General features: G+C 64.7%; 29 protein-coding genes. 16 read left to right on the top strand and 13 right to left on the bottom strand.

Annotated elements, in window-relative coordinates; genetic code table 11:
- Window positions 1–89: 89 nt before the first annotated feature.
- Genes ccoG through ccoS form a run of 4 tightly spaced genes read left to right on the top strand, consistent with a single transcriptional unit; the run spans window position 90 to window position 4,338 of the window.
- Entirely contained in the window at window positions 90–1,526 is a 1,437-nt protein-coding gene (gene ccoG, locus GR167_RS12505) for a cytochrome c oxidase accessory protein CcoG (protein WP_160973937.1), read from the top strand.
- Window positions 1,526–1,981 (top strand): FixH family protein, encoded by a 456-nt coding sequence (locus tag GR167_RS12500; protein ID WP_160973935.1) that lies wholly within the window; start codon window positions 1,526–1,528, stop codon window positions 1,979–1,981. The genes ccoG and GR167_RS12500 overlap by 1 nt, the downstream gene beginning before the upstream one ends.
- Before the next feature lie 4 nt (window positions 1,982–1,985).
- On the top strand, window positions 1,986–4,175 hold the full coding sequence (locus GR167_RS12495) for a heavy metal translocating P-type ATPase (RefSeq protein ID WP_160973934.1): 2,190 nt from the start codon (window positions 1,986–1,988) through the stop codon (window positions 4,173–4,175).
- A gap of 4 nt (window positions 4,176–4,179) precedes the next feature.
- On the top strand, window positions 4,180–4,338 hold the full coding sequence (gene ccoS / locus GR167_RS12490; protein WP_160973932.1) for a cbb3-type cytochrome oxidase assembly protein CcoS: 159 nt from the start codon (window positions 4,180–4,182) through the stop codon (window positions 4,336–4,338).
- A gap of 89 nt (window positions 4,339–4,427) precedes the next feature.
- Here ccoS and GR167_RS12485 read toward each other — a convergent pair whose 3' ends face one another.
- The 4 genes from GR167_RS12485 to GR167_RS12470 form a co-directional block, all read right to left on the bottom strand.
- A complete protein-coding gene (locus tag GR167_RS12485; protein WP_370741307.1) occupies window positions 4,428–5,861 on the bottom strand; it encodes a D-alanyl-D-alanine carboxypeptidase family protein in 1,434 nt (477 codons plus the stop codon).
- Window positions 5,862–6,112: 251 nt separating this feature from the next.
- Window positions 6,113–6,649, bottom strand: a complete 537-nt coding sequence (locus GR167_RS12480; RefSeq protein WP_160973930.1) for a GNAT family N-acetyltransferase — start codon at window positions 6,647–6,649, stop codon at window positions 6,113–6,115.
- Window positions 6,650–6,656: 7 nt separating this feature from the next.
- Window positions 6,657–7,202 (bottom strand): helix-turn-helix domain-containing protein, encoded by a 546-nt coding sequence (locus tag GR167_RS12475; protein WP_160973928.1) that lies wholly within the window; start codon window positions 7,200–7,202, stop codon window positions 6,657–6,659.
- A gap of 66 nt (window positions 7,203–7,268) precedes the next feature.
- On the bottom strand, window positions 7,269–7,976 hold the full coding sequence (locus GR167_RS12470; protein ID WP_160973927.1) for an HAD family hydrolase: 708 nt from the start codon (window positions 7,974–7,976) through the stop codon (window positions 7,269–7,271).
- 119 nt (window positions 7,977–8,095) lie between these two features.
- Here GR167_RS12470 and clpS point away from each other — a divergent pair, with 119 nt between their 5' ends.
- The 4 genes from clpS (at window position 8,096) to hemF (ending at window position 11,235) form a co-directional block, all read left to right on the top strand.
- On the top strand, window positions 8,096–8,413 hold the full coding sequence (gene clpS / locus GR167_RS12465) for an ATP-dependent Clp protease adapter ClpS (RefSeq protein WP_370741306.1): 318 nt from the start codon (window positions 8,096–8,098) through the stop codon (window positions 8,411–8,413).
- Window positions 8,414–8,441: 28 nt separating this feature from the next.
- Complete coding sequence (locus GR167_RS12460) at window positions 8,442–9,425, top strand: class I SAM-dependent methyltransferase (RefSeq protein ID WP_160973925.1); 984 nt, start codon at window positions 8,442–8,444, stop codon at window positions 9,423–9,425.
- A 40-nt stretch (window positions 9,426–9,465) separates the two neighbouring features.
- The gene (locus tag GR167_RS12455) at window positions 9,466–10,266 is read left to right on the top strand and encodes an SDR family NAD(P)-dependent oxidoreductase (protein WP_160973924.1); all 801 of its coding nucleotides are present in this window, start codon (window positions 9,466–9,468) and stop codon (window positions 10,264–10,266) included.
- Window positions 10,267–10,341: 75 nt separating this feature from the next.
- Window positions 10,342–11,235 carry an oxygen-dependent coproporphyrinogen oxidase gene (gene hemF, locus GR167_RS12450; RefSeq protein WP_160973922.1) on the top strand — a complete coding sequence of 298 codons (894 nt, stop codon included), beginning with the start codon at window positions 10,342–10,344 and terminating at the stop codon, window positions 11,233–11,235.
- A 77-nt stretch (window positions 11,236–11,312) separates the two neighbouring features.
- On the opposite strand, the gene GR167_RS12445 is transcribed toward hemF, so the two are convergent.
- A complete protein-coding gene (locus GR167_RS12445; RefSeq protein ID WP_160973920.1) occupies window positions 11,313–12,275 on the bottom strand; it encodes an acetyl-CoA carboxylase carboxyltransferase subunit alpha in 963 nt (320 codons plus the stop codon).
- Window positions 12,276–12,425: 150 nt separating this feature from the next.
- Between GR167_RS12445 and GR167_RS12440 the strand changes: the two genes are divergently transcribed.
- Window positions 12,426–13,061 carry a GyrI-like domain-containing protein gene (locus tag GR167_RS12440; protein WP_160973918.1) on the top strand — a complete coding sequence of 212 codons (636 nt, stop codon included), beginning with the start codon at window positions 12,426–12,428 and terminating at the stop codon, window positions 13,059–13,061.
- Here GR167_RS12440 and GR167_RS12435 read toward each other — a convergent pair.
- Both GR167_RS12435 and GR167_RS12430 read right to left on the bottom strand, forming a co-directional pair.
- Window positions 13,048–13,674, bottom strand: a complete 627-nt coding sequence (locus GR167_RS12435; protein ID WP_160973916.1) for a hypothetical protein — start codon at window positions 13,672–13,674, stop codon at window positions 13,048–13,050. The genes GR167_RS12440 and GR167_RS12435 overlap by 14 nt on opposite strands.
- Window positions 13,671–14,270, bottom strand: a complete 600-nt coding sequence (locus GR167_RS12430; RefSeq protein WP_160973915.1) for a LysE family translocator — start codon at window positions 14,268–14,270, stop codon at window positions 13,671–13,673. Before GR167_RS12430 ends, GR167_RS12435 begins: the two co-directional genes overlap by 4 nt.
- A gap of 72 nt (window positions 14,271–14,342) precedes the next feature.
- On the opposite strand from GR167_RS12430, the gene GR167_RS12425 reads away from it, so the two are divergent.
- From GR167_RS12425 to GR167_RS12410, 4 genes are all read left to right on the top strand, one after another.
- Complete coding sequence (locus GR167_RS12425; protein ID WP_160973914.1) at window positions 14,343–14,795, top strand: Lrp/AsnC family transcriptional regulator; 453 nt, start codon at window positions 14,343–14,345, stop codon at window positions 14,793–14,795.
- 118 nt (window positions 14,796–14,913) lie between these two features.
- The gene (locus tag GR167_RS12420; RefSeq protein WP_160973913.1) at window positions 14,914–15,273 is read left to right on the top strand and encodes a GerW family sporulation protein; all 360 of its coding nucleotides are present in this window, start codon (window positions 14,914–14,916) and stop codon (window positions 15,271–15,273) included.
- 8 nt (window positions 15,274–15,281) lie between these two features.
- Complete coding sequence (locus tag GR167_RS12415; protein ID WP_160973912.1) at window positions 15,282–15,842, top strand: DUF2953 domain-containing protein; 561 nt, start codon at window positions 15,282–15,284, stop codon at window positions 15,840–15,842.
- Complete coding sequence (locus GR167_RS12410; protein WP_160973911.1) at window positions 15,839–16,096, top strand: hypothetical protein; 258 nt, start codon at window positions 15,839–15,841, stop codon at window positions 16,094–16,096. The genes GR167_RS12415 and GR167_RS12410 overlap by 4 nt, the downstream gene beginning before the upstream one ends.
- Before the next feature lie 208 nt (window positions 16,097–16,304).
- Here the strand turns inward: GR167_RS12410 and GR167_RS12405 are convergent, their stop codons facing one another.
- Window positions 16,305–17,264: an L-malyl-CoA/beta-methylmalyl-CoA lyase gene (locus GR167_RS12405; RefSeq protein ID WP_160973910.1), complete on the bottom strand. Its 960-nt coding sequence runs from the start codon at window positions 17,262–17,264 to the stop codon at window positions 16,305–16,307.
- Between the two features lie 274 nt (window positions 17,265–17,538).
- On the opposite strand from GR167_RS12405, the gene dgcN reads away from it, so the two are divergent.
- The 3 genes from dgcN (at window position 17,539) to GR167_RS12390 (ending at window position 20,520) form a co-directional block, all read left to right on the top strand.
- Window positions 17,539–18,540 carry an N-acetyltransferase DgcN gene (dgcN, locus tag GR167_RS12400; protein WP_160973909.1) on the top strand — a complete coding sequence of 334 codons (1,002 nt, stop codon included), beginning with the start codon at window positions 17,539–17,541 and terminating at the stop codon, window positions 18,538–18,540.
- Window positions 18,541–18,615: 75 nt separating this feature from the next.
- Window positions 18,616–19,581: an N-acetyl-D-Glu racemase DgcA gene (gene dgcA / locus GR167_RS12395; RefSeq protein WP_160973908.1), complete on the top strand. Its 966-nt coding sequence runs from the start codon at window positions 18,616–18,618 to the stop codon at window positions 19,579–19,581.
- Between the two features lie 75 nt (window positions 19,582–19,656).
- Window positions 19,657–20,520, top strand: a complete 864-nt coding sequence (locus tag GR167_RS12390) for a D-amino-acid transaminase (protein ID WP_160973907.1) — start codon at window positions 19,657–19,659, stop codon at window positions 20,518–20,520.
- Window positions 20,521–20,525: 5 nt separating this feature from the next.
- On the opposite strand, the gene GR167_RS12385 is transcribed toward GR167_RS12390, so the two are convergent.
- The 5 genes from GR167_RS12385 to GR167_RS12365 form a co-directional block, all read right to left on the bottom strand.
- Window positions 20,526–20,921 carry a hypothetical protein gene (locus GR167_RS12385; RefSeq protein WP_160973906.1) on the bottom strand — a complete coding sequence of 132 codons (396 nt, stop codon included), beginning with the start codon at window positions 20,919–20,921 and terminating at the stop codon, window positions 20,526–20,528.
- Entirely contained in the window at window positions 20,911–21,546 is a 636-nt protein-coding gene (locus GR167_RS12380) for a DUF5671 domain-containing protein (protein WP_160973905.1), read from the bottom strand. The genes GR167_RS12385 and GR167_RS12380 overlap by 11 nt, the downstream gene beginning before the upstream one ends.
- A 78-nt stretch (window positions 21,547–21,624) precedes the next feature.
- The gene (locus GR167_RS12375; RefSeq protein WP_268894240.1) at window positions 21,625–22,599 is read right to left on the bottom strand and encodes a zinc-dependent alcohol dehydrogenase family protein; all 975 of its coding nucleotides are present in this window, start codon (window positions 22,597–22,599) and stop codon (window positions 21,625–21,627) included.
- Between the two features lie 94 nt (window positions 22,600–22,693).
- Window positions 22,694–23,488, bottom strand: a complete 795-nt coding sequence (locus tag GR167_RS12370) for a DODA-type extradiol aromatic ring-opening family dioxygenase (RefSeq protein ID WP_160973903.1) — start codon at window positions 23,486–23,488, stop codon at window positions 22,694–22,696.
- A 104-nt stretch (window positions 23,489–23,592) separates the two neighbouring features.
- A complete protein-coding gene (locus GR167_RS12365; protein ID WP_160973902.1) occupies window positions 23,593–24,018 on the bottom strand; it encodes an EamA family transporter in 426 nt (141 codons plus the stop codon).
- Window positions 24,019–24,064 lie beyond the last annotated feature (46 nt).

Here is a 24,064-nt window from a genome sequence, read left to right as displayed (position 1 = left end):
ACCATAATCATTTTGATACAAGTCAATGCCGCCTGGCCCGAACCCTGTGAAAAGGGCCGATAAAATACCGAAATAGTCGGAGTGATTCCGTGTCCCAGACCGAACCCGAAGCGTCGTCGAGCCTCTACGCCGCCCGTGAACCCATCTTCCCGCGCCGCGTCAAAGGCAAGTTCCGCAGTCTCAAGTGGGTCTTGATGGCGTTTATGCTCGGCATTTATTACCTGACCCCGTGGATCCGCTGGGATCGCGGTCCGCAATTGCCCGATCAGGCGGTGCTGGTGGACCTGGCCAACCGCCGGTTCTTCTTCTTCTGGATCGAAATCTGGCCGCATGAATTCTACTTCATCGCCGGCTTGCTGGTGATGGCGGGCCTCGGCCTGTTCTTGTTTACCTCGGCCCTGGGCCGGGTCTGGTGCGGCTATGCCTGCCCGCAAACGGTCTGGACCGACCTGTTCATCCTGGTTGAACGCTGGATCGAGGGCGACCGCAACGCGCGCCTGCGCCTGCACCGGCAGAAGAAATGGGATTTCCGCAAGGCCCGCCTGCGGATGACCAAATGGGTGTCGTGGTTCCTGATCGCGCTGGCAACCGGCGGCGCCTGGGTGTTCTATTTCACCGATGCGCCGACGCTGCTGGTCGACCTGGTCACTCTGAACGCGCATCCGGTCGCCTATTCGACCATGCTGATCCTGACCGCCACCACCTTCCTGTTCGGCGGCTTCGCGCGTGAACAGATCTGCATCTATGCCTGCCCCTGGCCGCGGATTCAGGCCGCGATGATGGACGAAGACACCATCACCATCGGTTACCGCAGCTGGCGCGGCGAACCGCGCGGCAAGCACCGCAAGGCGGAAGGCGCGGAAAACCTGGGCGATTGCATCGACTGCATGGCCTGCGTCAACGTCTGCCCGATGGGGATCGATATCCGCGACGGTCAGCAGCTGGAATGCATCACCTGCGGTCTGTGCATCGATGCCTGCGACGAAATGATGGACAAGATCGGCAAGCCGCGCGGTCTGATCGATTACATGGCGCTGACCGACGAAGCGTCGGAACGTTCCGGCAACCCGGTCAAGAACGTGTGGAAACACATCCTGCGCCCGCGCACCATCATGTACACCACGCTGTGGTCGCTGGTGGGGGTCGGGCTGGTCGTGGCGCTGTTTATCCGCTCGGATATCGACCTGACCGTTGCACCGGTGCGTAACCCCACCTATGTGACCCTTTCGGACGGGTCGATCCGCAACACCTACGATGTGCGGCTGCGCAACAAGCATGGTGAGGACCGGCCGTTCAATATCTCGCTGACCGGCCATCCGGCGCTGCGGGTGCAAGTGGAAGGCACGCCCTATTCCTCGGTCAATGTCCCGGCCGACAGCACCTATCTGCAGCGGGTCTATGTGATCGCGCCGAAAGGCTCGGAACCGGCGGAAAGCGAACGGGTGGAATTCCGTCTGTGGGTCGAGGATACCGCAAGCGGTGATCGCGCCTACAAGGACACGGTGTTCAACGGAAGGGCCAACTGATGATCAAGGAAATCACCGGCAAACACGTTCTGATCGGTTTCGTCGCGGCCTTCGGTGTGATCATCACGGTCAATGTTGTGATGGCGGTCCAGGCGGTGAAGACCTTCCCGGGGCTCGAGGTGAAGAATTCCTATGTCGCCAGCCAGGAATTCAACAAGCGCAAGGCCGCGCAGGAGGCCCTGGGCTGGACCATCCGGGCCGAAGAGGTGGATGGCCGGATCGTTCTGAAGATCACCGACCGGCAGGGCCAGCCGGTGCGCGCGGCGAAGCTGGAGGCGACCGTTGGCCGCCCGACCGAGATCGCCGAGGACCAGGCGCCCGAATTCACCTTCGACGGCGTGTCCTATGTCGCGCCGCTGGAACTGACGGGCGGCAAGTGGAACGTGCGCCTGCAGGCCGTCGCCGAGGACGGCACCGAATTCATCCAGCGGCTGAACCTGCATGTGATCCGGTGATGCGATGACTACCGCCCTCCGCCGCCCACCCGCTTCGGCCTGTCCGGCCTGCCTCGCCGCCCCGGCGGCCGAGGCCCTGGCCGAACAAGAAGAGCTGAAAGAGGCGAAGATCGCGCTGTCGGTGCCATCGGTGCATTGTGGCGCCTGTATCTCGGCGGTGGAAAGCGCGCTGGCGGAACATCCGGGCGTGCATTCGGCGCGGGTGAACCTGACCCTGAGGCGCGCCAGCGTGGAGGCCGATCACGACGTGATGCCGCAGGAGCTGATCGGCGTTCTGAACCGGATCGGTTACGAGGCGCATGAGCTGGACGCCGGCACCCTGTCGGCCACCGCGACCGACAAGGCCGGGCGCGAATTGCTGATGCGGCTGGCGGTGGCGGGGTTCGCGTCGATGAACGTGATGCTGCTGTCGGTGGCGGTCTGGTCCGGCGCGGTGGATGCCACCCGCGACCTGTTCCACTGGATTTCGGCGGCCATCGCTTTGCCGACCATCGTGTTTTCCGGCCAGCCGTTTTTCCGCAACGCCTGGAGCGCGCTGAAGAACAAGCGGCTGAACATGGATGTGCCGATCGTGCTGGCGATCGCGCTGGCGGTGGTGACCTCGCTTTGGGAAACCTCGCTGTCGGGCGAACACGCCTATTTCGACGCGGCGCTGACGCTGACCTTCTTCCTGCTGGCCGGGCGGTATCTGGATCACCGCACCCGCGCCATTGCCCGCTCGGCGGCCGAGGAATTGGCGGCGCTGGAAGTGCCGCGCGCCTTCCTGCTGCGCGACGGCGAGGAAAAGCAGGTGCCGGTGTCGGAACTGGCCGTGGGCGATCTGATCATGGTGCGCCCGGGCGGGCGGATGCCGGTGGACGGCGAAATCGTCGAGGGCACTTCGGAAATCGACCGCTCGCTGCTGACTGGGGAAACCGTGCCGGTTTTCGCCGAAGCCGGGCAGAAGGTTTCGGCGGGCGAGGTCAACCTGACCGGGCCGCTGACCATCCGCGCCTCTGCCGTGGGCAAGGATACCTCGCTGCATCGGATGGCCGACCTGGTCGCCATCGCGGAATCGGGCCGGTCACGCTATACCTCGCTGGCTGACAAGGCGGCCAAGCTTTATGCGCCGGGGGTGCATATCCTGTCGGCGCTCAGCTTCGTCGGCTGGTACCTGTACAGCTGGGACATGCGTACCGCGCTGAACATCGCCGCCGCCGTTCTGATCATCACCTGCCCCTGTGCGCTTGGCCTGGCCGTGCCGGCTGTGACCACCGCCGCGTCGGGGCGGCTGTTCCGCCGCGGCATGCTGATCAAGCATTCCACAGCGCTGGAACGACTGGCGCAGGTCGACATGGTGGTGTTCGACAAGACCGGCACCCTGACCGCCGGTACACCGGAACTGACCAATATGGGCGATCACGCGACCCGCGATCTGGAAATCGCGCTGGCGCTGGCGCAGGGCAGCGCGCACCCGCTGTCGGTGTCGCTGACCAACGCGGTGCAGGCGGCCGGGGTGAAACCCGCGCGGATCGAGGGGCTGACCGAAGTTCCGGGTTACGGCACCGAAGGCACCTGGCAGGGTCGCCGCGTGCGGCTGGGCCGGGGTGCCTGGGTCGGCGCACCGGCGCGGGCGCAGACCACCGCCTGGCTGTCGGTCGAGGGCGAAGAGCCGCAGCCGTTCAGCTTTGCCGACCGTTTGCGTGACGGCGCCGAAGAGGCGGTCAAGGCGCTTCTGGACAGTGGCAAGGACGTGATCCTGATGTCCGGCGACGCCACCGGCGCGGTGGAAGAACTGGCCGACCGTCTGGGCATCCGTCAATGGGTGGCCGAAGCGCTGCCCGCCGACAAGGCCGCGCGCGTCGCCGCGCTGCGCGAGCAGGGCAAATCGGTGCTGATGGTCGGCGACGGGTTGAACGACACCGCCGCACTGACCGAGGCGCATGTATCGATTTCGCCCGCCTCGGCGCTCGACGCGGCGCGGGTGGCGTCGGACATCGTGCTGCTGGGTGGCGATCTGAGCCCGATTGCCGATGCCGTGACGACCGCCCGCTCGGCGACCCGCCGGATCCGCGAAAACTTCCGTATCGCGACGATCTACAATGTGATCGCCGTGCCGATCGCGGTGATCGGGCTGGCCACGCCGCTGGTCGCGGCCTTGGCCATGTCGGCCAGTTCGATTACAGTGTCGCTGAACGCGCTGCGCCTGAGGTAATGAAATGTCCGTCCTGACCTACCTGATCCCGATCTCGCTGATCCTAGGCGGCGCGGGGCTGTTGTTTTTCGTCTACACCGTGAAGAGCGATCAGTACGACGACCCCGAAGGCAACGCGCGGCGTATCCTGAACGGCGATTACGACGATCATCCCAAGCCCTGAGCGGCCAGGGACATATCCGGAAAAGCAAAACCCCGCGGCCTGTGCCTGCGGGGTTTTTCGTGTTTGCCGATACTCAGAAAGGGCCTGCCTCAGCCCGGCCCGATCATGAAACAGGTCACCTGCCGCGCCTGCAGCCGGCGGCAGGCCAGGTCGGCGCTGTCGCGGGAGAGGCCGAGGAAATTGGCGTCATAGCCGTTCTTGCGGTTCACCACCTTGCGCAGGCTGCCGTCCAGGGTGCTCATTTCCGTCAGCGCGATCTTCAGCAGCTGCCGTTCGGCGGCATAGCGCGACGGGAAGCGGCCGATATTGATGCCCCAGTGACGCCCGCCCGATGTGCTGACCCGGGTCACGACCTCGGGTTCGTTGCTGGCGGAGTCGCGGGCCAGGGTATCCTCGACCGCCGCGTCGTTCCCGGCGCTGGCCAGCACCACGTCTTCGGGCCGCATCTTGGGGGTGACGGCGGGAGTGTCTTCGGGGGTGTCTTCGCTGGCCTTGGCGGCGGTTTTCACTTCGGCCAGGGCGCTGTTGATGTCGTCCTTCAGCGCCAGCAGGACCGGCGGGTTGGACGTGTCGCCGGGCCGCACACGCGGGCGCAGGCTTTTGCTGACCGCCGTCGCCAGGCGGATGGTTTTTCCGGCCGCGTCGGACCCCGGCGTATTGCCGGCATAGGCGGGGCGCTGCGGTTTGCGCACCGCGACCCGGCTGGGTGCGCGCTGGAACCCGAGATCCAGCAATTCGGCCACCTTGGCGTTGCGGGTCGCGGAAGACCGGCCGCCGAACACCGTGGCGATGATCCGTTCGTCGCCGCGCTGCGCCGAGGCGACCAGGTTGAACCCCGCGGCGCGGGTATAGCCGGTCTTGATCCCGTCGGCGCCGCGGTAGCTGCTGAGCAAACGGTTATGCGACGACACGGTGCGAACGCCGGCATCGGCCTGCTGGCGCGAAAACAGGTTGTAATATTCCGGGTAGTCGTAAAACAGATGCCGCCCCAGCGTGGTCATGTCCCGCGCGGTCGACAGATGGCCCGACTCGGTCAGGCCATGGGCGTTCTTGAAGGTGGTCCGGGTCATGCCAAGTTCCTTGGCGGTGCGGGTCATCCGGCGGGCGAAGGCCGCTTCGGAGCCGGAGATCGCTTCGCCGATGGCGGTGGCGGCGTCATTGGCCGATTTGATCGCCGCGGCGCGGATCAGGTGGCGCAGCTTGATCCGCTGCCCGGCCACCAGCCCCAGTTTCGACGGCGGTTCGGCGGCGGCCTTTTTCGAAATGCGCACCATGGTGTCGAGGTCGATTTCGCCATGTTCGACCGCCTCGAAGGCGATATAGAGCGTCATCATCTTGGTCAGCGAGGCAGGGTGCAGGCGCTGGTCGGCGTTGCGCGAATGCAGGACTTCGCCCGAGCGCGCATCGATCACCATCGCCGCATAGGGCGCGGCGCGCGCGCTGAGCGGCACGATGGCCAGAATCCAAATGAGAGCGAATACCAGCAGGCCCAAGCGGGCCGGCTTCCACTGCCGATCCTTCACGATCACTGCCTTTACTGCCTCTGCGCCGCCGGTTTTCCGGTCTGACGTCGTTTGTTTGGATTCAGGCTAACACATGAGTTTTCACGAATAAAGCTATCATTTAGTTGGGTTTTGACCGTTTTTTGACGGTTCCGGATTGCCGCCCAACAAAGAGGCAAATCTTGGGGATCGGCGGCGAAGACCCCCAACACATGCCATCGCGGCGGCAAGATTTTTTACAACCTGCGCGGTATTGACCCGGTTCGGGCGGGTCAGGCGGGCACCGGGGTCAGGTGCTTGTACATATAGGTGGTGGAATCGAAGCGCTGGCCGGTCACGTCCAGGCAATAGCCGGGGATGACCCCGGCGGTTTCGAAGCCGAGCGAGGCATAAAGCGGCTCGGCGCTGTCGCCGCTGCGGGTGTCGAGGGTCAGCAGCGATTTTCCGGCATCGACTGCCGCCTGTTCCGCCGCCCGCATCAGCCGCTTCGCGATGCCCTTGCGGCGGTGATCGGGATGCACCAGCAGCTTGGAAATCTCGGCCCGGTGCGGCTGGTTGGCGGGGCTGGCGGTGACCAGGCTGACGGTGCCGACTACCACGCCATCATCCTGCGCGACCAGCAGCAGGCGATGGCCTTGGCGGACCTGATCGAGGATATCGCTGCGCCAGAACTCCAATGCCTCGCCCAGCGGATGGGGCAGGATGAACCCGACGCTGGCGCCGTCATGGACGCAGCCGTGCAGGATGCGGGCAAGGGCATCGGCGCCGTTTTGCAGATCGGGCGCGGTCCAGCGTTGAATGTCGATCATCGGTGCCTCACAACAGGAACAGGGTGTATTCGGCGGCGCTGTCGCCGGTTTGAAATTCGGTGGAGCCATCAAGCCGGTAGCGCAGGCAATCGCCGGGCTGCAGGCGATGCGAGCGGCCTTCGACGGTGACGGTCAGGGCGCCGGTTTGCAGCAACAGGTGATGTTCCAGCCCCGGGCGCGGTGGCCGGTCGTAGCTGATCCGTTGGTGGGCGGGCAGGTGGCATAGCAGGACCTCGCCGCTCAGCCCCGTGGCGGCATCCGACACGACTTCGCGCCGGAACCCGGTTTCGGGGTCGGTCCAGACGCGCCGGTCGCGGGCCGGGACCACGGGGCGGAAATCATCCTCCACCAGCGCCAGCAGGCGCGACATGGTGATCCCGTAGGCCGCGCAGAGCTTGCCCAGCGTGTCCGCCGTCGGGCTGACCTGCGCCTTTTCGATCCGGGCCAGGCTGGCGCGGCTGACGCCGGTCGCCTCGGCCAGCTGATCGAGGCTCCAGCCCCGGGCGCGGCGCAGCTCGGCGAGATGATGGGCAAGGCGGTCGGTCTGGGTCATTATCTCACATGTGAACGATTCTCTCGTAAATGAGAATTCACGACCCTGCGCCCGCTGTAAACCCCCTCAGCCCTCTTCGATCCGTTTCACCAGATCGGGCAGGGCGCCCAGATCGTCGATCGTCTGGTACCTTTCCGACTGGTCCGGCGCTTCGGCCTTTTCGATTTCCCAGACCAACCCATGCGGCACGTACACGCCCCAGCCGCCCGCTTCGACCATCGGCACCACGTCGGATTTCATCGAATTGCCCGCCATCAGCCCGGTTTCGGGGCCGTCGCCCAGCCGGGTGAAGATCTCAGCATAAACTGCGGGCGTCTTGTCCGACACGATTTCCACCCCGTCGAACAATTCACCCAGGCCCGATTGTGCCAGCTTGCGTTCCTGGTCGATCAGATCGCCCTTGGTGATCAGGATCACCCGGTGGGTGCCGGTCAGCGCCTCGACCGCTTCGCGCGCATGGGGCAGCAGTTCGACCGGGTGCTGCAGCATGTCCTGCCCGGCGTCGATCAGTGCCCGGATGACGGGGCCGGGCACCCGGTCTTCGGTCACGTCCAGCGCGGTTTCGATCATCGACAACACGAAGCCTTTGATGCCGAAACCATAGTGGCCGATATTGCGCTTTTCTGCCGCCAGAAGCCGGTCCATCAGGTGATCGGGATCGGTGTATTCGTCCAGAAGATCGGCGAATCGCTCCTGCGTGATGCGGAAGAACCGTTCGTTGTGCCAAAGCGTATCGTCCGCATCGAAGCCAATTGTGGTGAGTTTTCCGGCCAAGTTTTCCTTCTGCCCGCGGCAGACCTCTTTCCTAATCTAACACACAGGTTATATAGACCGTTCTAACCCACAACCGTGAAAACCGAAGAAGCGTGCTCATGATCGAACGGCCCGTCACAATGTCCGGTAAGAATGAAGACGATTCCGATGCGTCCATCGCGCTGGAGACCCGGCCGAAAACCAAGCGCCCGCCGCTCTACAAGGTGATGCTGCTGAACGATGATTACACGCCGATGGAATTCGTCGTTCTGGTGCTGGAACGGTTCTTCGGGATGAATCACGGGCAGGCGTTCGAAATCATGCTGACGGTGCACAAGAAGGGGCTGGCGGTGGTCGGCGTCTTCAGCCACGAAATCGCGGAAACCAAGGTGACCCAGGTGATGGATTTCGCCCGCCGTCACCAGCACCCGCTGCAATGCACGATGGAAAAGGAATGATCCTTTTCCGTCCTTGCGAGGTCGACAAATGAGCCATCCACGCCTTGTTCTGGCCCTTGAGGCCGGTCTTGACCTGTCCGAGGGCAGGATCGGCGTTTTCGCGCCGCGTTCCGATACCGATCTTTCCGACCTGCCGCGCGAGCGGTGCCAGGTCGTCACCGGGTTCAAGCCCGATTACGACCGGTTCGCCGGGCAGGGGTTCGACTGCGTCACCAAGGCCGAAGGCCCCTTTGCGGCCAGCGTGGTGTTCCTGCCGCGCGCCAAGCAACTGGCCCGCGCGCTGATCGCCGAGGCGGCAAAGCTGACCGGCGGCCCGGTTCTGGTCGACGGGCAGAAGACCGACGGCATCGACAGTGTGCTGAAGGACCTGCGCAAGCGGGCCGAGGTGCAATCGGTGATTTCCAAGGCGCATGGCAAGCTGTTCTGGTTCGCCGCCGGTCCCGGTCTGGAAGACTGGGCCGCGCCGGGCATGTCCGAGATCGAAGGCGGTTTCGTCACCGCGCCGGGGGTGTTTTCCGCCGACGGGATCGACCCGGCCTCGAAACTGCTGGCCGCGGCGCTGCCCGACAAGCTGCCCGCCCACATGGCCGATCTGGGCGCGGGCTGGGGATACCTGTCGCGCGCGGTGCTGGATCGTACGGGCGTGAAAACGCTCGCCGTGGTCGAAGCCGATCACGCCGCGCTGGATTGCGCGCGCCGCAATGTGGACGACGAGCGGGTGCAATTCCACTGGGCCGACGCCACCACCTGGCGGTCCGAACGCAAGCTCGACGGGGTGGTTATGAACCCGCCCTTCCATACCGGGCGCGCCGCCGAACCCGATCTGGGCCGGGCCTTCATTGCCGCAGCCGCGCGCAATCTTGCCGCGCATGGCGAGCTGTGGATGGTGGCGAACCGCCACCTACCCTATGAAACAACCCTTGCCGAGCTGTTCGTCGATGTGAAAGAAATGGACGGGGACAATCGTTTCAAGCTGCTGCATGCCCGGCGGCCGTCCCGTAAGTCACGATAGACCCGGCACCCTTAGCCATCAGATTTCAGGAGCTTCGCGCATGAGCTTTGCCATTTCGGGAAAGACAGCCATTGTGACAGGTGGCGCCAACGGCATCGGTCTGGCGATCGGCCGCCATTTCATCGGCAAGGGCGCCAACGTCATGTTCGCCGACATGGACGAGGAAAACCTGGTCCGGGAACTGGGCCCGAACGAGGAAGGCAACGCGCATCGCTATTTCGCCGGGGACCTGCGCGAAAAGCTGACCCTGGCGAACCTGCTGTCGGCGACGCTGGACGCGTTCGACAGCGTCGATATCCTAGTCAACGCCTCGCGCCAGATCATCGCTGCCGATCCGCTGAACGCCGATGATGACGCGGTGGAAACCATGCTGCAGCAGAACCTGCTGACATCCTTGCGGCTGTCGCAGATGGTCGCCAAGCGGATGATCAAGCAGGCCAATGGCAACGGCGAAGGCACCGCCGGCACCATCGTCAACCTGTCCTGCATCGCGGCGCGCCGCACCTCGCCCGACCTGCTGGCCTATTCGGTGTCCACCGCGGCTTTGGATCAGATGACCCGGTCGCTGGCCGTGGCGCTGGCGCCGCACCGGATTCGGGTCAACGGGCTGGCCTTCGGGTCGGTGATGTCCAACAGCCTGAAGGATACGCTGCGCGATCACACCGATTACCGGGGCGAGATCGAAAAACACACGCCGCTGGGCCGGATCGCTGCGCCGACCGAACTGGCCCATGCGGCGCAATACCTGTCCTCGGAAGCCTCGGGCTTCATGACCGGGCAGATCCTGACGCTGGACGGCGGCCGCACCCTGATCGACCCGGTCTCGGCCTCGGCGCATTGATCCCTGCGCCATCGTGACGGTGGCCCCCGGCTGTGCGGGCTGCTAAACCACCTCGGAAGAGAGGGAGAGGGTCCCATGACCGAAGAATTCGCAGAACAAAAACAGCGCGCGAGCGCCTGGTTCCGGCAATTGCGCGACGATATCGTCGCCGCTTTCGAAGCGCTGGAGGACAGCCAGACCGAAGGCCCCTTCGCCGACCAACCGGCGGGCCGGTTCGAAGTGACCGAAACCAAGCGGGAATCGGCGGACGGATCGGATGCGGGCGGCGGGCTGATGAGCGTGATGCGCGGCGGCCGGGTGTTCGAAAAGGTCGGCGTCAACGTGTCCACGGTTTACGGCGAACTGGGCGAAAGGGCGCAGGCGGCGATGGCCGCGCGCAAGGGCATCCCGGGGATGAAGGACGATCCGCGATTCTGGGCGTCGGGCATTTCGCTGGTCGCGCATATGCAGAACCCGCACACGCCCGCCGTTCACATGAACACCCGGATGTTCTGGACCCCGCATGCCTGGTGGTTCGGCGGCGGGTCCGACCTGAACCCCTGCATCGAATATGATGAGGATACGGCGCATTTTCACGCCGTTCAGAAGGAGCATTGCGACCGCCACGACCCGTCCTATTACCCGCGCTTCAAGGCCTGGGCGGACGAGTATTTCTACATCCCGCACCGCAAGCGGACGCGCGGGGTCGGCGGCATCTTCCTCGACGATCACAATACCGGCGACTGGGAAGCGGATTTCGCCTTCATCCAGGATGTCGGGCGCGCCTTCCTGCCGGCCTTCGTGCCGATCACCGAAAAGCGCCGCAACACGCCCTGGACCGAGGCCGACAAGGACACCCAGCTGATCCATCGCGGTCTCTATGCCGAATATAACCTGGTCTATGACCGGGGCACCAAGTTCGGACTGGAAACCGGCCATGACGCCAACGCGGTGCTGATGAGCCTGCCGCCAATGGCCAAGTGGGTCTAAGCGAAAGCTGAAACAGAAACGCCGCCCCAAAGGGCGGCGTTTTTCGTTGATCTCGCTCGGTCAGGGCAAGGCCCGGATCAGGCCGCCAGGCCCTTCGATCCCATGTCGAGGAATTTCTTGCGCCGGTCGCTGACCAGCTTCTTGGCGGATTTGCCGGACAGTTCGCCCAGCATCTTGCCAATCGCATCGCCCACCGCCTGCATCGCCGCTTCGCGGTCGCGATGCGCGCCGCCCAGCGGTTCGTCGATGACGCGGTCGGCAACGCCCAGTTTCTTCAGGTCCTGCGCGGTCAGGCGCAGCGCCTCGGCCGCTTCGCGCATCTTGCCCGAATCCTTCCACAGGATCGAGGCGCAGCCTTCGGGGCTGATCACCGAATAGACAGAATGTTCCAGCATCGCCAGCCGGTCGGCGGTGGCGAAGGCGACAGCGCCGCCCGATCCGCCTTCGCCGATGATCACCGAAATCACCGGCACGCCGATCTGCAGGCATTTTTCGGTCGAGCGCGCGATCGCCTCGGACTGGCCGCGTTCCTCGGCGCCCTTGCCGGGATAGGCGCCGGACGTATCCACCAGCGTGATCACCGGCAGGCCGAATTTTTCCGCCATTTCCATCAGGCGCACGGCCTTGCGATACCCTTCGGGCCGGGCCATGCCGAAATTGCGTTCGATCCGGCTTTTGGTGTCGTGGCCCTTTTCCTGGCCCAGCACGATCACCGGCTGGTCGTTGAACCGCGCCAGACCGCCCATCACCGCGTGATCGTCGGCGAAGTTCCGGTCGCCCGCCAGCGGGGTGTATTCGGTGAACAGCGCCTCGATGTAATCCTTGCAATGGGGCCGGTCGGCATGGCGCGCCACCTGGCATTTCCGCCAGGGCGTCAGGTTCTTGTAGAGATCCTTCAGCAGGTCGGCCGCTTTCCTGTCCAGCGCCGCGGCTTCGGCTTCGATATCCATTTCCTCGTTCTGCCGCGCCATGGCGCGCAGTTCCTCGGCCTTGCCTTCGATTTCGGCAAGCGGGCGTTCAAAGTCGAGGTAGTTGGTCATCGGGTGTCACTCTCCAGCCTTTACTGGCTGGTTATATGGCTGCGACTGGGCCCGGATGCAACTGGCAATGCTTATTGATCGGGCGCAAGGCGGCGGGCGGCCGGGCCGGGTTTAATTGGGTTGATTGGTCTGGCGCGGCGGAGGGATGCGATGGACAAGCTCGATTTCAAGAAGACCGACAAGGCGTTTTACAGCGGTAAGCAGGGGCGTTGGGACCGGATGGTGGTGCCGCCGATGCTGTTTCTGGCCATTGAAGGGCAGGGCGATCCGGGCGGGGCAGAATATGCCGCCGCCGTCGCGGCGCTCTATCCGCTGGCCTATGCGGTCAAGTTTGCCTGCAAGGCGGCGGGGCAGGATTTCACCGTGCCGCCGCTGGAGGCGCTGTGGTGGGCCGACGACATGGAGGCTTTCGTCAAGGGCGACCGGGCGAACTGGCGCTGGAAGGCGATATTGCGGATGCCCGAAGGCGTGAGCGAAGACATGCTGGACGCGGCGCGCCTGAAGGTGTTGGCGAAGTTGGCCAAGGCCAGGGACAGCGCGACGGACGCGGATCATGTCGAAGGGGTCGGGCTGTGGCGCTACGAGGAGGGCGACTGCCTGCAGACGTTGCATGTCGGGTCTTATGCAGACGAGGCACCGGTTCTGGCCGCGCTGCATCACGAGGTGATGCCGGGGATGGGGCTGACCTTCGGCGGGCATCACCACGAAATCTACCTGTCCGATCCGCGCCGGGTGGCGCCGGAGAAGCTGAAGACGATCCTGCGACAGCCGGTCAGGCCGGCGTGATCCGCGCCAGCGCCGCCCGCAAGGCCAGCTCGGGCGAGGCGAGGACCGGGGTGTTCAGGTCGGTCAACCGCTCCGCTGCCGTTGCCATCGAGGCCTGCGCCAGCACCACCGCGCCGAGGTCGTCGCGGTCTGCGGTGGCTTCGCGAACAGTGGTGGCGATAGCGACGGCGAAGTCCTCTGTCCTGCCCGCCTCGAAAAGCGGCCAGTACTGGCCGAGGAACAGCAGCTCTATTCCACTGTCATTCCCGGCCCGGTCCATTTCGCGCCGCAGCAGCGACAGGCTGGGCGCTTCGGTCGATTGCAGGCAATAGACCATCAGCACCCGGCCACCGCTTTGCGCGGCTTCCCGCATCATCGGCTGATCGATCCTCAAGGCGCCCGCAGTTTCCGCCACCGGGCCCAGCGTGGTGCAGCTGCACAGAACCGGGCCGTCCGCCGCAGCGATCGCTTCGGTGATTTCCCGCGCCAGATCGTCGTCGATCCCACCCTGCGCCCGGGCCAGCCAGTCTTCTCGCACGACATGGTGAAGCGCCGTGCCCGGCGCGATGCTTTCGCGCAGGCGGTCGAAGGTGGCGCGGTGCGCCTCGGCGGTATGGATCAGGGTCAGGGTCACAACACGCCAGGGTAAAGCACCGGGATCAGCGAGGCCACCAGCAACAGCGCCATGAAGATGTTGAAGCTGCGCAGCCGGAGCGGCGAGGACAGCACCCGCTGCATCTGCTGGCCCAGTACAGTCCAGGTGCTGACCGAGGGCAGGTTGATCAGCCCGAACACCCCCGCCACGAAGCCGATCGCCCAGATCGACCGGTCCGGCGCGTAAAGCGTGATCGCGGTCAGCGCCATCTGCCATGCCTTGGGATTGACCCATTGGAACGCCGCCGCCTGCAGGAAATTCATCGGGCGGGCATTGCTGCCAGCCTTGGGCATGCCGGCATTGGCGATTTTCCATGCCAGCCACAGCAGGTATCCGACACCGGCAAATTTTAGGATCGTGTGGCTGAGCGGGAAAGCGTCGAACAGGCCGATCAGCCCGATCCCGACCAGCACGATCATCAGGGTAAAGCCGATACCGATCCCCAGCATATGCGGGATCGAGCGGCGAAAGCCGAAATTGGCGCCCGAGGCCAGCAACATCATGTTGTTGGGCCCCGGCGTGATCGAGGAAGCGAAGGCGAAGGCGGCAAGGCCGGTGAGCAATTCGTAGGTCATGGGGCAAAATTATTCGGATCGACCCGCATTGAAATTGCGTTTTGATGCGCGTGGTGTTTAGTTTCGCAATTAATGACGAATATGGACGATATAAACCAAAAGATATTGCGCGTCCTGTCCGAGGATGGGCGGATCAGCAATCTCGACCTGGCCGAACGGGTCGGGCTGTCGCCTTCGGCCTGTCTGCGCCGGGTGCAAGAGCTGGAACGCAGCGGCGTGATCAAGGGCTATCGCGCGGTGATCGACCCGGCGGCGCGGGGCGGCGGGTTCACCGCCTATATCGCGGTGGGGCTGAGCCAGCATACCAAGGACAGCCAGGAAGCTTTTGAGCGTTCGGTATCGCGGTCACCGGAAGTGCGCGAATGCCACAACATCACCGGTTCCATCGAATACCTGCTGCGCATCGAGGTGCGCGACCTGGCCGATTTCAAACGCTTTCATACCGATGTTCTGGGCACCCTGCCGCAGGTGAATTCGATCACCACCTACGTGGTGATGGAATCGCCCAAGGACGAACGCGCCTGAACGGATTTGCTGCCGAATCGCCCCGATCCCGCTCCGTCCGTGATTCAGATCATGGCCGCGTGTGCCGTGCTGCGCGATCTCTCGGGCGGCGGGGTGAGCCCGCGATGGGAGATTTCGGATGCAAGATGTTGAAAAGCTATTGAAGGGAACGGTCGAGGAGCTCGACAGGCTGCTGAACGCGCGCAACGTGCTGGGCGAACCGATCGACCGCGAAGGCGCGACGGTGATTCCGATTGTCAGCTACGGTTTCGGCTTCGGCGCCGCGGGCGGCGAGGATGCCAAATCGGGCGGCGGCGCCGGCACCGGCGCGGGCGGCGGCATCAAGCCGGTGGGCGCGATCGTCTTTGATGGCGAAGGCGCGCGGGTCGAGGCGATCAAGGGTACGGTGTCCAACGTGGCCGAAATCCTGATCGACGCCGCATCGAAGGTGGCGGGATCGAAACTGTCCGGGCAGGGCAAGGCCGGCACCGAGACGTGATCGGGGCCATGTGGCTGGCCGTCCAGATTCTGCTTTTCCTATTGCTGGCCTTGCTGCTGGCGATACTGGCGCTGGCCGCGTTGCCGGTACGTTTCGCCATGACCGGCGAGATTGGCGCGGCGGCGCGGTTGCGCTTGACCATCGGACTGTTGGGCGGGGCGATCCCCGCGCTGACGATCTATGACAGCGCGAAGCCGGGAAAACCGCGCGAGAAGAAGCCCCGGAAGGAACCGAAGCGCCGGAAGGCGTGGCGCGGAAAGGGATCGGCGCGCATGGCGGGCGAGGTTCCGGCGCTGCTGCGCGGTCTGCTGCGGCAGATCGAGTTGGAGGAATTCCGGCTCAACGGCCGCTTCGGGACCGGCGATCCCGCCGATACCGGGGCAGTTTTCGGGATGGTGTCGCCACTCCTCTATGGCCTGCCGACGCGGCGGGTGAGTATCGCGCTGAAGCCCGATTTCAATGAGGCCTGTCTGGACGGCCGGTTGCGGGCGGCGTTGCGGATCACGCCGATCGCGCTGCTGCCGCCGATTCTGCGCTTTGCCTGGCGGGCGTTCGGGCCGGTGCGATGATCGCATACGATATCGAATTTGTCCGGCTGCCGCAGGGCCGCGTGGCGGCGATCAGCGCCCGGTGGGTGCGGGGTGCCGCGCTGGGGGCTGGGGTGTTCTTTTCCGGGGAGAAGGCGCCGGTGGCGTTCCTGCTGCAGGGGCCTGACGGGGTGTCGTGCTGGAATGCGGATGGTGGGCGGATCAGCGAAGAGGCGGTGGAGCGCCTGTACCCGGGGGCGCTGGCGGAATTTCGGGACGGGCTGGGAGAGGGCTGATCCGAAGTGTGAGGCTGTGCCACGCTTGATGCGCTTCGCTTAGCGGCGAAGCAGGGGGGGGCGCTGCCCCCGTCACGCTTTGCGCGCTCGTCACTGAAATTGATTCACAGGATCAATTTCCAGGCGTTCCTCGCCCCCCCGGGATATTTGTGAAAAGAAGAAGCGGGAAGCGGCGCCCGGGTATGGGGCGACGCTTCTTGTTCATGGATCAGCTGTTGGCGATCAGGTCGGCCTGGGCGACGATGACCTCGGCCTGCTTGATGCTGGCGATATCGACCAGCCGGCCCTTGTAGACGGTGGCGCCTTCGCCCTTGGCCTTGGCCTCTTCCATCGCGGCGAGGATTTCGCGCGCCTCGTTGACGGCTTCCTCGGACGGAGTGAAGACCTCGTTGGCGAGCGCGATCTGTTTCGGGTGGATCGCCCATTTGCCGACCATGCCCAGCGTCGCGGAGCGTTTCGCCTGGGCGATGAAGCCCTCGTCGTCGGAGAAATCGCCGAACGGGCCGTCGACCGGCAGGATGCCATGGGTGCGGCAGGCGGCGACGATGGCGGTCTGTGCCCAGTGCCACGGGTCGGACCAGTGTTTCGCGCCCTCGTGCAGCATGTAGTAGTTTTCCTGGGTGCCGCCGATGCCGGTGGTCTGCATCCCCATCGAGGCGGCGAAATCGGCCGCGCCGAGGCTCATCGCCTGCAGGCGGGGGGACGCGGCGGCGATGGCTTCGACATGGGCGATGCCGGCGGCGGATTCGATGATCACCTCGAAGCTGATCGGCTTGGTCCGGCCCTTGGCGCGTTCGATCGCGGTAGCCAGCGCGTCGACCGCATAGACGTCTTCGGCGCAGCCTACTTTCGGGATCATGATCTGGTCGAGCCGGTCGCCGCATTGTTCCAGCAGGTCGACCACGTCGCGGTACCAATAGGGCGTGTCGAGCCCGTTGATCCGGACGCTGAGGTATTTATTGCCCCAATCGACGGTATTGATCGCCTCGATCGCGTTGGCGCGGGCCATGTCCTTGTCGCTGGGCGCCACCGAATCTTCCAGGTCGATATTGATCACGTCCGCCGCCGAGGCCGCCATCTTGGCGAACAGCTTGGTGTTGGAGGCCGGGCCGAACAGCTGGCAGCGGTTCGGGCGGGCAGGCGCGGCGGGCTGAATGCGGAAACTCATGGCATGATCCTTCGGGTAACGAAATTGCGAAATTGTCGCCTTGAGAGTTATGAAATTGCGCGGCGTTTCGCAAGTTCATTTTGCAGCTGCGGCATGGTCTGCGCCGGGATGGTGGATCATGCGGATGTTCCATCTCTGGTCAGGAGAAAATTCGACAAAATAGAAAAATGTGGGAAAATCTTGCGTAACGGATCGCTGCGCCGCCAATTTCGCAAAGCAATCCCGCCGCGAACCCCGACAATGAGCGTTAACAAGTGAATGAGAGGCCGAAACGATGATTCAGACCCCCTATCTTCTGTTCCTGGGCGATGCCCCCGACCAACTGGCCGCGAAAGTGGCGCAAGGCATCAAGGACTGGCGCCCGGAATTCGCCGTCGGCCAGTTCCGCATGGACGGCTGCAAGGCCGACATGGGCCTGACCGACATGACGCTGGAAGAGGCCAAGGCCGCCGGCGCCAAGACGCTGGTGATCGGCGTGGCCAACCGCGGCGGCATCATCAGCCCGGCCTGGAAAAAGGTCCTGGTGCAGGCGCTGGAAGAAGGCTTCGACCTGGCCAGCGGGCTGCATAACCTGCTGCGCGACGAAGCCGACCTGGTGGCGGTGGCCGAAGCGACCGGCCGGGCGCTGCATGACGTGCGGGTGCCGGAGGTGGATTACCCGATCGCCAATGGCGTCAAGCGGACCGGCAAGCGGCTGCTGGCGGTGGGCACCGATTGTTCGGTGGGCAAGATGTACACCGCCCTGTGCATCGAAAAGGAAATGCGCGAACGCGGCATGAAGGCCGATTTCCGCGCCACCGGCCAGACCGGGATCCTGATCACCGGCAACGGCGTGCCTCTGGATGCCGTGGTGGCCGATTTCATGGCCGGGTCGGTGGAATACATCACCCCCGACGCCGATGAGGACCACTGGGACATCATCGAGGGGCAGGGCAGCCTGTTCCACGTGTCCTATTCCGGCGTGACGATGGCGCTGGTGCATGGCGGTCAGCCCGATGCGCTGGTGGTCTGCCACGAACCGACCCGCGAACATATGCGCGGCCTGCCGGGCTACAAGCTGCCTTCGCTGGAAGCGGTGCGCGACATGGCGACCTCGCTGGCGCAGGTCGCCAATCCCGATGCCAAGGTCATTGGTTACGCGATCAACACCCAGCACATGACCGAGGACGAGGCCAAGGCCTATCTCGCCAAGGTCGAGGCCGATCTGGGCCTGCCCGCCACCGACCCGTTCCGCTTCGGCGCGGGCAAGCTGGTGGACGCGCTGGCGGCGATCTGATTGAAATCTTGTGGGGCGTCCCTGGCGGGCGCCCCGCTTGTTTGAGTATTTAGACCAAGAAGAAGGGGCAGGCACGTGTCGATCACCGTAGAAAAGGATGTGTTTCCACTGGCGCAGGTGTTCCGGATCAGCCGGGGCGCACGGACCGAGGCGCAGGTTCTGACGGTGAAGGTGACCCGCGACGGGATCACCGGCTGGGGCGAATGCGTGCCGTATGCGCGCTATGACGAAACCCTGGACAGCGTGACCGAGGAAATCCTTGGCCTGCCGTCCGAAGTGGGCCGCGAGGCGCTGCAGAACCTGCTGCCGGCCGGGGCCGCGCGCAACGCGGTCGATTGCGCCCTGTGGGACTGGGAAGCGAAGAAAGCGGGCAAGCGGGTCTGGGAATTGGCCGGACTGCCCGCGCCGAAGCCGGAAATCACCGCCTACACCCTGTCGCTGGACGAACCCGCCGCGATGCAGGCGCAGGCCGAGAAGAACGCCTTCCGGCCGCTGCTGAAGATCAAGCTGGGCACGCCGGACGACATGCCGCGGCTGGAAGCGGTGCGCGCCGGTGCGCCGAAATCGAAAATCATCATCGACGCCAACGAGGGCTGGAGCGCCGAGGTCTACAAGGACCTGGCGCCGCATCTGGTGCGGCTGGGCGTGGCGCTGGTCGAACAGCCGCTGCCGGCCTCGCAGGACGATGCGCTGCTGGGGATGGAACGCCCGGTGCCGGTCTGCGCCGATGAAAGCTGCCACGACCGCGCCTCGCTGCCCGGGCTGAAGGGCAAATACGACGTGGTCAACATCAAGCTGGACAAGACCGGCGGTCTGACCGAGGCGCTGATGCTGCGCAACGATGCGCTGGCGGAGGGCTACGATGTCATGGTCGGCTGCATGGTCGGCAGTTCGCTGGCGATGGCGCCGGCGGTGCTGGTGGCGCAGGGCGCGATGGTGACGGACCTTGACGGGCCGCTTCTTCTGGCAGAAGACCGCGACAACGCATTGCAATACGATGCCGACGGCGTGCACCCGCCCGTCGCGGCCTTGTGGGGATAACGAATACCCGGAAAACGATCCGGGGGATCGTTTTCAGTGAGGACCGGGCGGAGCCCGAAACAAAAGGAAAATACCATGACCCGTACCGTCTATCTCAACGGTGAGTATCTGCCTGAAACCGAAGCCAAGGTTTCGATCTTCGACCGGTCGTTCCTGATGGCCGACGGCGTTTACGAAGTGACCTCGGTGCTGGAAGGCAAGCTGATCGATTTCGACGGACACCTGGCGCGTCTGGAACGCTCGCTGAACGAGCTGGATATGGAAAAGCCCGAAGCGTTCGATGACCTGCTGGAGATTCACCGCAAGCTGGTCGAACTGAACGACATCGACGAGGGGATGATTTACCTGCAGGTGTCGCGCGGCTCGGCCGGCGACCGCGATTTCGTCTTCCCCGACCCCGAAGTGGTGAAGCCGACGCTGGTCCTGTTCACCCAGTCCAAGCCCGGCCTGGCCAACAACCCGGTGGCGCAAAAGGGGCTCAAGGTCATCTCGATCGAAGACATCCGCTGGGGCCGCCGCGACATCAAGACGGTGCAGCTGCTGTACCCGTCGATGGGCAAGATGGCGGCGAAGAAGGCAGGCTGCGACGATGCCTGGCTGGTCGAAGACGGCCATGTGACCGAAGGCACCTCGAACAACGCCTATATCGTCAAGGGCGGCACGATCATCACCCGCGACCTGTCCAGCGACATCCTGCACGGGATCACCCGCGCCGCAGTGCTGCGCTTTGCCCGCGAAGCGCAGATGACGGTCGAGGAACGGCCCTTCACCATCGAGGAAGCACAGGGCGCGGATGAGGCGTTCGTCACCTCGGCCTCGACCTTCGTGATGCCGGTGGTGGAAATCGACGGCGCCAAGGTGGGCGCGGGCGAACCCGGCCCGGTCGCCAAGCGCCTGCGCGAGATCTACCTCGAAGAAAGCATCAAGTCGGGGATCTGATCGCCTCAGGGCGTATAGGTGTATTGCAAGCAGCCCGTGGCGCGGTCGAGAGACGCGGCACGGGTTTCTATTATCCAGTCGGGGTCTTCGAACTCGGCGCAAAGCCGGTAGGCCGTGTCGGACACCCGTTCATAGCGGTAATCCTCGCCGGTATAGGGGTCGGCCAGTCGCAGGTCGCGCTGGCAGGTGTCCACCGGGGCCAGCGTGTCGGGCAGGGTCTTGTCCTGGGTATCGGCGACGCAGCGGACGAATATGCTGAGGCTTTGCAGGTCCGACAGCCTCGTGCCGTCGCGCTTTTCCATCCGGCCCTTGCCGGGGCCGCCCACCGTCAGCAGACCGAAAACGATCAACCCGGCGACCAGCGCCGCCAGGGCGGTTTGGGCGATCTTGTCAGCTTGCATCTTCGGCCTCCGCCGTTTCGCCGCGGAAATAGAGGAAGATCAGCCCGGCGGTCAGCGCCACCAGCGCCGCCTTGGCGAAGAATCGCGTGGTCAGGTCGCCGCTGAGCAGCGCGTAGATCACCGCGATCAGATCGCCCAGCAGGGCCAGTGCGGCCAGGAACAGGGTGATGTAGCCGAACCATTTGCGCACCGCCGAACGGCGCTTGCCGGGATCGGCCCTGGCGGCGCTCTGGGCGCGGCTGTTCATCCACAAGAACAGCGGGAAGAACACCACCAGCACGGAAATCGACCAGCGCACCGTGCTGACATTGTAAAGCGAATAGCGGTCGGTCACGTCGTGCAGCCACAGTTCGATCAGTTCGAACCCGAGCGTGGTAATGTTCCACGCCGTCATAGCGAGCGCCAGGAACATCAGCCCGTACAGGAACGCTTCGCGCGCCGATACATAGGGGCGCGGGCGCGGCACCGGCGGGATGAAAGCGGTATCGGCCCAGGCGTTCAGCGCCTCGGCCACCTCGTTCTGGGCCCAGCCGGCTTCCTGCAGGGCGGCGGCGATTTCGGCGCGGGTTCGTCCTTCTTTCAGGGCGTCGGCCACGAATTGGGCAATCTGATCTGCCGGGCGCATTGGCAACCTCCCTTAGGTTTCAGGGGAAAGCATGGCATTTTGGGCGCCATGACGCACGTGATTTCGTTGGAGGGGCGCTCATGGCACCAGCACCGCCGCCCCCTGCAGCCGCCCGGCGCGCAGGTCGTCCAGCGCCTCGTTCGCCCGCTCCAGCGGGTAGGGGATGGTTTCGGTTTTTACCCCGGCCTTTTGCGCCAGCGGGAAGAACGCCTCGCCATCGGCGCGGGTCAGGTTGGCGACCGACAGGATTTCGCGTTCGCCCCACAGATCGGCATAGTGGAAGCTGGGAATATCGCTCATGTGGATGCCGCCGCAGACCACCCGGCCGCCCTTGCGCACCGCCTTCAGCGCCAGGGGCACCAGCGCGCCGATCGGGGCGAACAGAATCGCCGCGTCCAGTTCCACCGGCGACGGATCGGACGATCCGCCGGCCCACTTGGCGCCCAGCCTGCGGGCGAAATCCTGTGCCTGCGCGTCGCCGTCGCGGGTGAAGGCGTAGACCTCGATCCCCTGCCAGTTGGCGATCTGGCACAGGATATGCGCCGCCGCGCCGAAGCCGTAGAGGCCGAGCCGTTCGACCTTGCCCGCTCGCACGAAGCTGCGATAGCCGATCAGCCCGGCGCATAGCAGCGGCGCCAAGGCGACCGGATCGGCGTCTTCGGGCAGGGCGAAGATGAAATCGGTATGGGCCAGGCAGTAGTCGGCAAAGCCGCCATCGAACGTGTAGCCGGTGAACAGCGGATCGTCGCAGAGGTTTTCCCGCCCGTGGTCGCAGTAATAGCAATGGCCGCAGGCATGGCCGAGCCAGGGCACGCCGACCCGTTGACCCGGTTCCAGCCCGGTGACGCCGGGGCCGAGCGCATCGACGCGTCCGACGATTTCGTGGCCGGGAATCAGCGGCAGTTTGGGATGTTCCAGCTCACCGTCGACGATATGCAGGTCGGTGCGGCAGACGCCGCAGGCCTCGATCCTGATCCGCACCTGCCCTTCGGCGGGCTCCGGCAAATCCATTTCGGTCAGCCGCAGTGGCTGACCGGATTTTTCAAACACCATCGCGCGCATGGTCTGGCCCTCACCCTGTGAATGGGCCCAGCCTGCCAGCCGCGCGGGGCGCGCGCGTTGATCCCGGTCAAACCGGGGCCGGGGATCAGCCGAAGCGGAAGCTCGATGCCGTTACGCCACCGCGAATGCCGGTCTGGTGATAGGTCCGGGTCGCGGGGTCGTTTTCGGCAGCACCCAGGGCGGCGAACAGCGGCACCAGGTGGTCTTCCTTTTCGTGGCAGGTGCGGGCCTGCGGGGCCTTTTCCCACTCCAGCAAAGCGGCGGTGCGTTCCGCCGGCGGCAGGGCCAGGGTTTCGGTCAGCCAGCCGTCGAACACGGTCGAGGGCGTCTTGGCGCCGGGGCCGAACATGCGCAGGTTATGGAAGCTCAGCCCCGACCCGACGATCAGAACGCCGCGATCGCGCAGCGGCGCCAGCGCCCGGCCCAGTTCGAAATGTTCCGCCGGGTCGTAATTGTGGCGCATCGATACCTGGAACAGCGGCACGTCGGCCTGCGGGTACATCACCGCCATCGGCACGAAGGTGCCGTGGTCATAGCCGTATTCGTCGTCCAGCCGCGTCGGCAGCCCGGCGGCATGGATCATATGCGCCACTTCCTCGGCCAGTTCCGGCGCGCCGGGGGAGGGGTATTGGATTTCGTAGGTTTCCGGCGGGAAGCCGAAATAGTCATAGACCATCGGCGGGCGGGCCGAATGCATGACGGCGAATTCATCGCTTTCCCAATGGCCCGAGATCATCAGGACGGCCTTGGGCTTTTCGCCGATCTCGCCGGGCATGGCGCGGAAGGATTCGCTGAGCGGTTCCAGTTCGGCGGCCATCTGGGGAATCCACGGCCACGGGCCGCCGCCATGGGAAATGAAATAGGTGGGAAGGGTGGTCATCTTGGGCCTCTGTCAGGTGTTCATATCAACTGAGATGAATGTATGCGCCTGCCGAGGCTGCGCACAGGCCCATGGGTGAACAGGACTTGTGCGGCTTTGCGCGTTCAGGCCAGCGCCACCAGAACAGCGCCCAGCGAAATCAACCCGACGCCGGCCCAGCCCAGTGGAGATTGGGTTTCGCCCAGAAACAGCGCCGCAAAGATGGCGACGAAGACAACACTCAGCTTGTCGATGGGGGCGACCTGGGACGCCTGGCCCAGTTTCAGGGCGCGGAAATAGCACAGCCATGACGCGCCGGTGCCGAGGCCGGAGAGGATCAGGAAGATCGCGGTCTTGGCGCTGAGGGTGGAGACGGATTGAAACCCGTCGGTCGCCCAAAGCAGGCAGATCAGGAAGACGACCACGACCAGCGTGCGCAGGAAGGTGGCGAAGTTCGACCCGATATCGTTGACCCCGACCTTTGCGAAGATCGCGGTGAGGGCGGCGAAGACGGCCGAAAGCAGGGCCCAGAATTGCCAGGATTGCATCATGCCGGCAGCTTAGCACAGCATTTGACGAGGTGGACGGAAATCGTCC

Origin of the sequence: Thalassovita mangrovi, from assembly GCF_009857745.1 — a bacterium.
In the GTDB taxonomy this organism is placed as follows: Bacteria; Pseudomonadota; Alphaproteobacteria; order Rhodobacterales; family Rhodobacteraceae; genus Thalassobius; species Thalassobius mangrovi.
Note: the sequence above shows the minus strand (reverse complement) of the source record. Positions and strands in the feature narration are given on the sequence as shown.

Coding starts and splice junctions, on each gene's coding strand:
- GR167_RS12500 (WP_160973935.1), top strand. CDS start 1,526: ATGATCAAGGAAATCACCGGCAAACACGTTCTGATCGGTTTCGTCGCG.
- GR167_RS12495 (WP_160973934.1), top strand. CDS start 1,986: ATGACTACCGCCCTCCGCCGCCCACCCGCTTCGGCCTGTCCGGCCTGC.
- ccoS (WP_160973932.1), top strand. CDS start 4,180: ATGTCCGTCCTGACCTACCTGATCCCGATCTCGCTGATCCTAGGCGGC.
- GR167_RS12480 (WP_160973930.1), bottom strand. CDS start 6,649: ATGATCGACATTCAACGCTGGACCGCGCCCGATCTGCAAAACGGCGCC.
- GR167_RS12475 (WP_160973928.1), bottom strand. CDS start 7,202: ATGACCCAGACCGACCGCCTTGCCCATCATCTCGCCGAGCTGCGCCGC.
- clpS (WP_370741306.1), top strand. CDS start 8,096: ATGTCCGGTAAGAATGAAGACGATTCCGATGCGTCCATCGCGCTGGAG.
- GR167_RS12460 (WP_160973925.1), top strand. CDS start 8,442: ATGAGCCATCCACGCCTTGTTCTGGCCCTTGAGGCCGGTCTTGACCTG.
- GR167_RS12455 (WP_160973924.1), top strand. CDS start 9,466: ATGAGCTTTGCCATTTCGGGAAAGACAGCCATTGTGACAGGTGGCGCC.
- hemF (WP_160973922.1), top strand. CDS start 10,342: ATGACCGAAGAATTCGCAGAACAAAAACAGCGCGCGAGCGCCTGGTTC.
- GR167_RS12445 (WP_160973920.1), bottom strand. CDS start 12,275: ATGACCAACTACCTCGACTTTGAACGCCCGCTTGCCGAAATCGAAGGC.
- GR167_RS12440 (WP_160973918.1), top strand. CDS start 12,426: ATGGACAAGCTCGATTTCAAGAAGACCGACAAGGCGTTTTACAGCGGT.
- GR167_RS12430 (WP_160973915.1), bottom strand. CDS start 14,270: ATGACCTACGAATTGCTCACCGGCCTTGCCGCCTTCGCCTTCGCTTCC.
- GR167_RS12425 (WP_160973914.1), top strand. CDS start 14,343: ATGACGAATATGGACGATATAAACCAAAAGATATTGCGCGTCCTGTCC.
- GR167_RS12420 (WP_160973913.1), top strand. CDS start 14,914: ATGCAAGATGTTGAAAAGCTATTGAAGGGAACGGTCGAGGAGCTCGAC.
- GR167_RS12415 (WP_160973912.1), top strand. CDS start 15,282: ATGTGGCTGGCCGTCCAGATTCTGCTTTTCCTATTGCTGGCCTTGCTG.
- GR167_RS12410 (WP_160973911.1), top strand. CDS start 15,839: ATGATCGCATACGATATCGAATTTGTCCGGCTGCCGCAGGGCCGCGTG.
- GR167_RS12405 (WP_160973910.1), bottom strand. CDS start 17,264: ATGAGTTTCCGCATTCAGCCCGCCGCGCCTGCCCGCCCGAACCGCTGC.
- dgcN (WP_160973909.1), top strand. CDS start 17,539: ATGATTCAGACCCCCTATCTTCTGTTCCTGGGCGATGCCCCCGACCAA.
- GR167_RS12390 (WP_160973907.1), top strand. CDS start 19,657: ATGACCCGTACCGTCTATCTCAACGGTGAGTATCTGCCTGAAACCGAA.
- GR167_RS12385 (WP_160973906.1), bottom strand. CDS start 20,921: ATGCAAGCTGACAAGATCGCCCAAACCGCCCTGGCGGCGCTGGTCGCC.
- GR167_RS12380 (WP_160973905.1), bottom strand. CDS start 21,546: ATGCGCCCGGCAGATCAGATTGCCCAATTCGTGGCCGACGCCCTGAAA.
- GR167_RS12375 (WP_268894240.1), bottom strand. CDS start 22,599: ATGGTGTTTGAAAAATCCGGTCAGCCACTGCGGCTGACCGAAATGGAT.
- GR167_RS12370 (WP_160973903.1), bottom strand. CDS start 23,488: ATGACCACCCTTCCCACCTATTTCATTTCCCATGGCGGCGGCCCGTGG.
- GR167_RS12365 (WP_160973902.1), bottom strand. CDS start 24,018: ATGATGCAATCCTGGCAATTCTGGGCCCTGCTTTCGGCCGTCTTCGCC.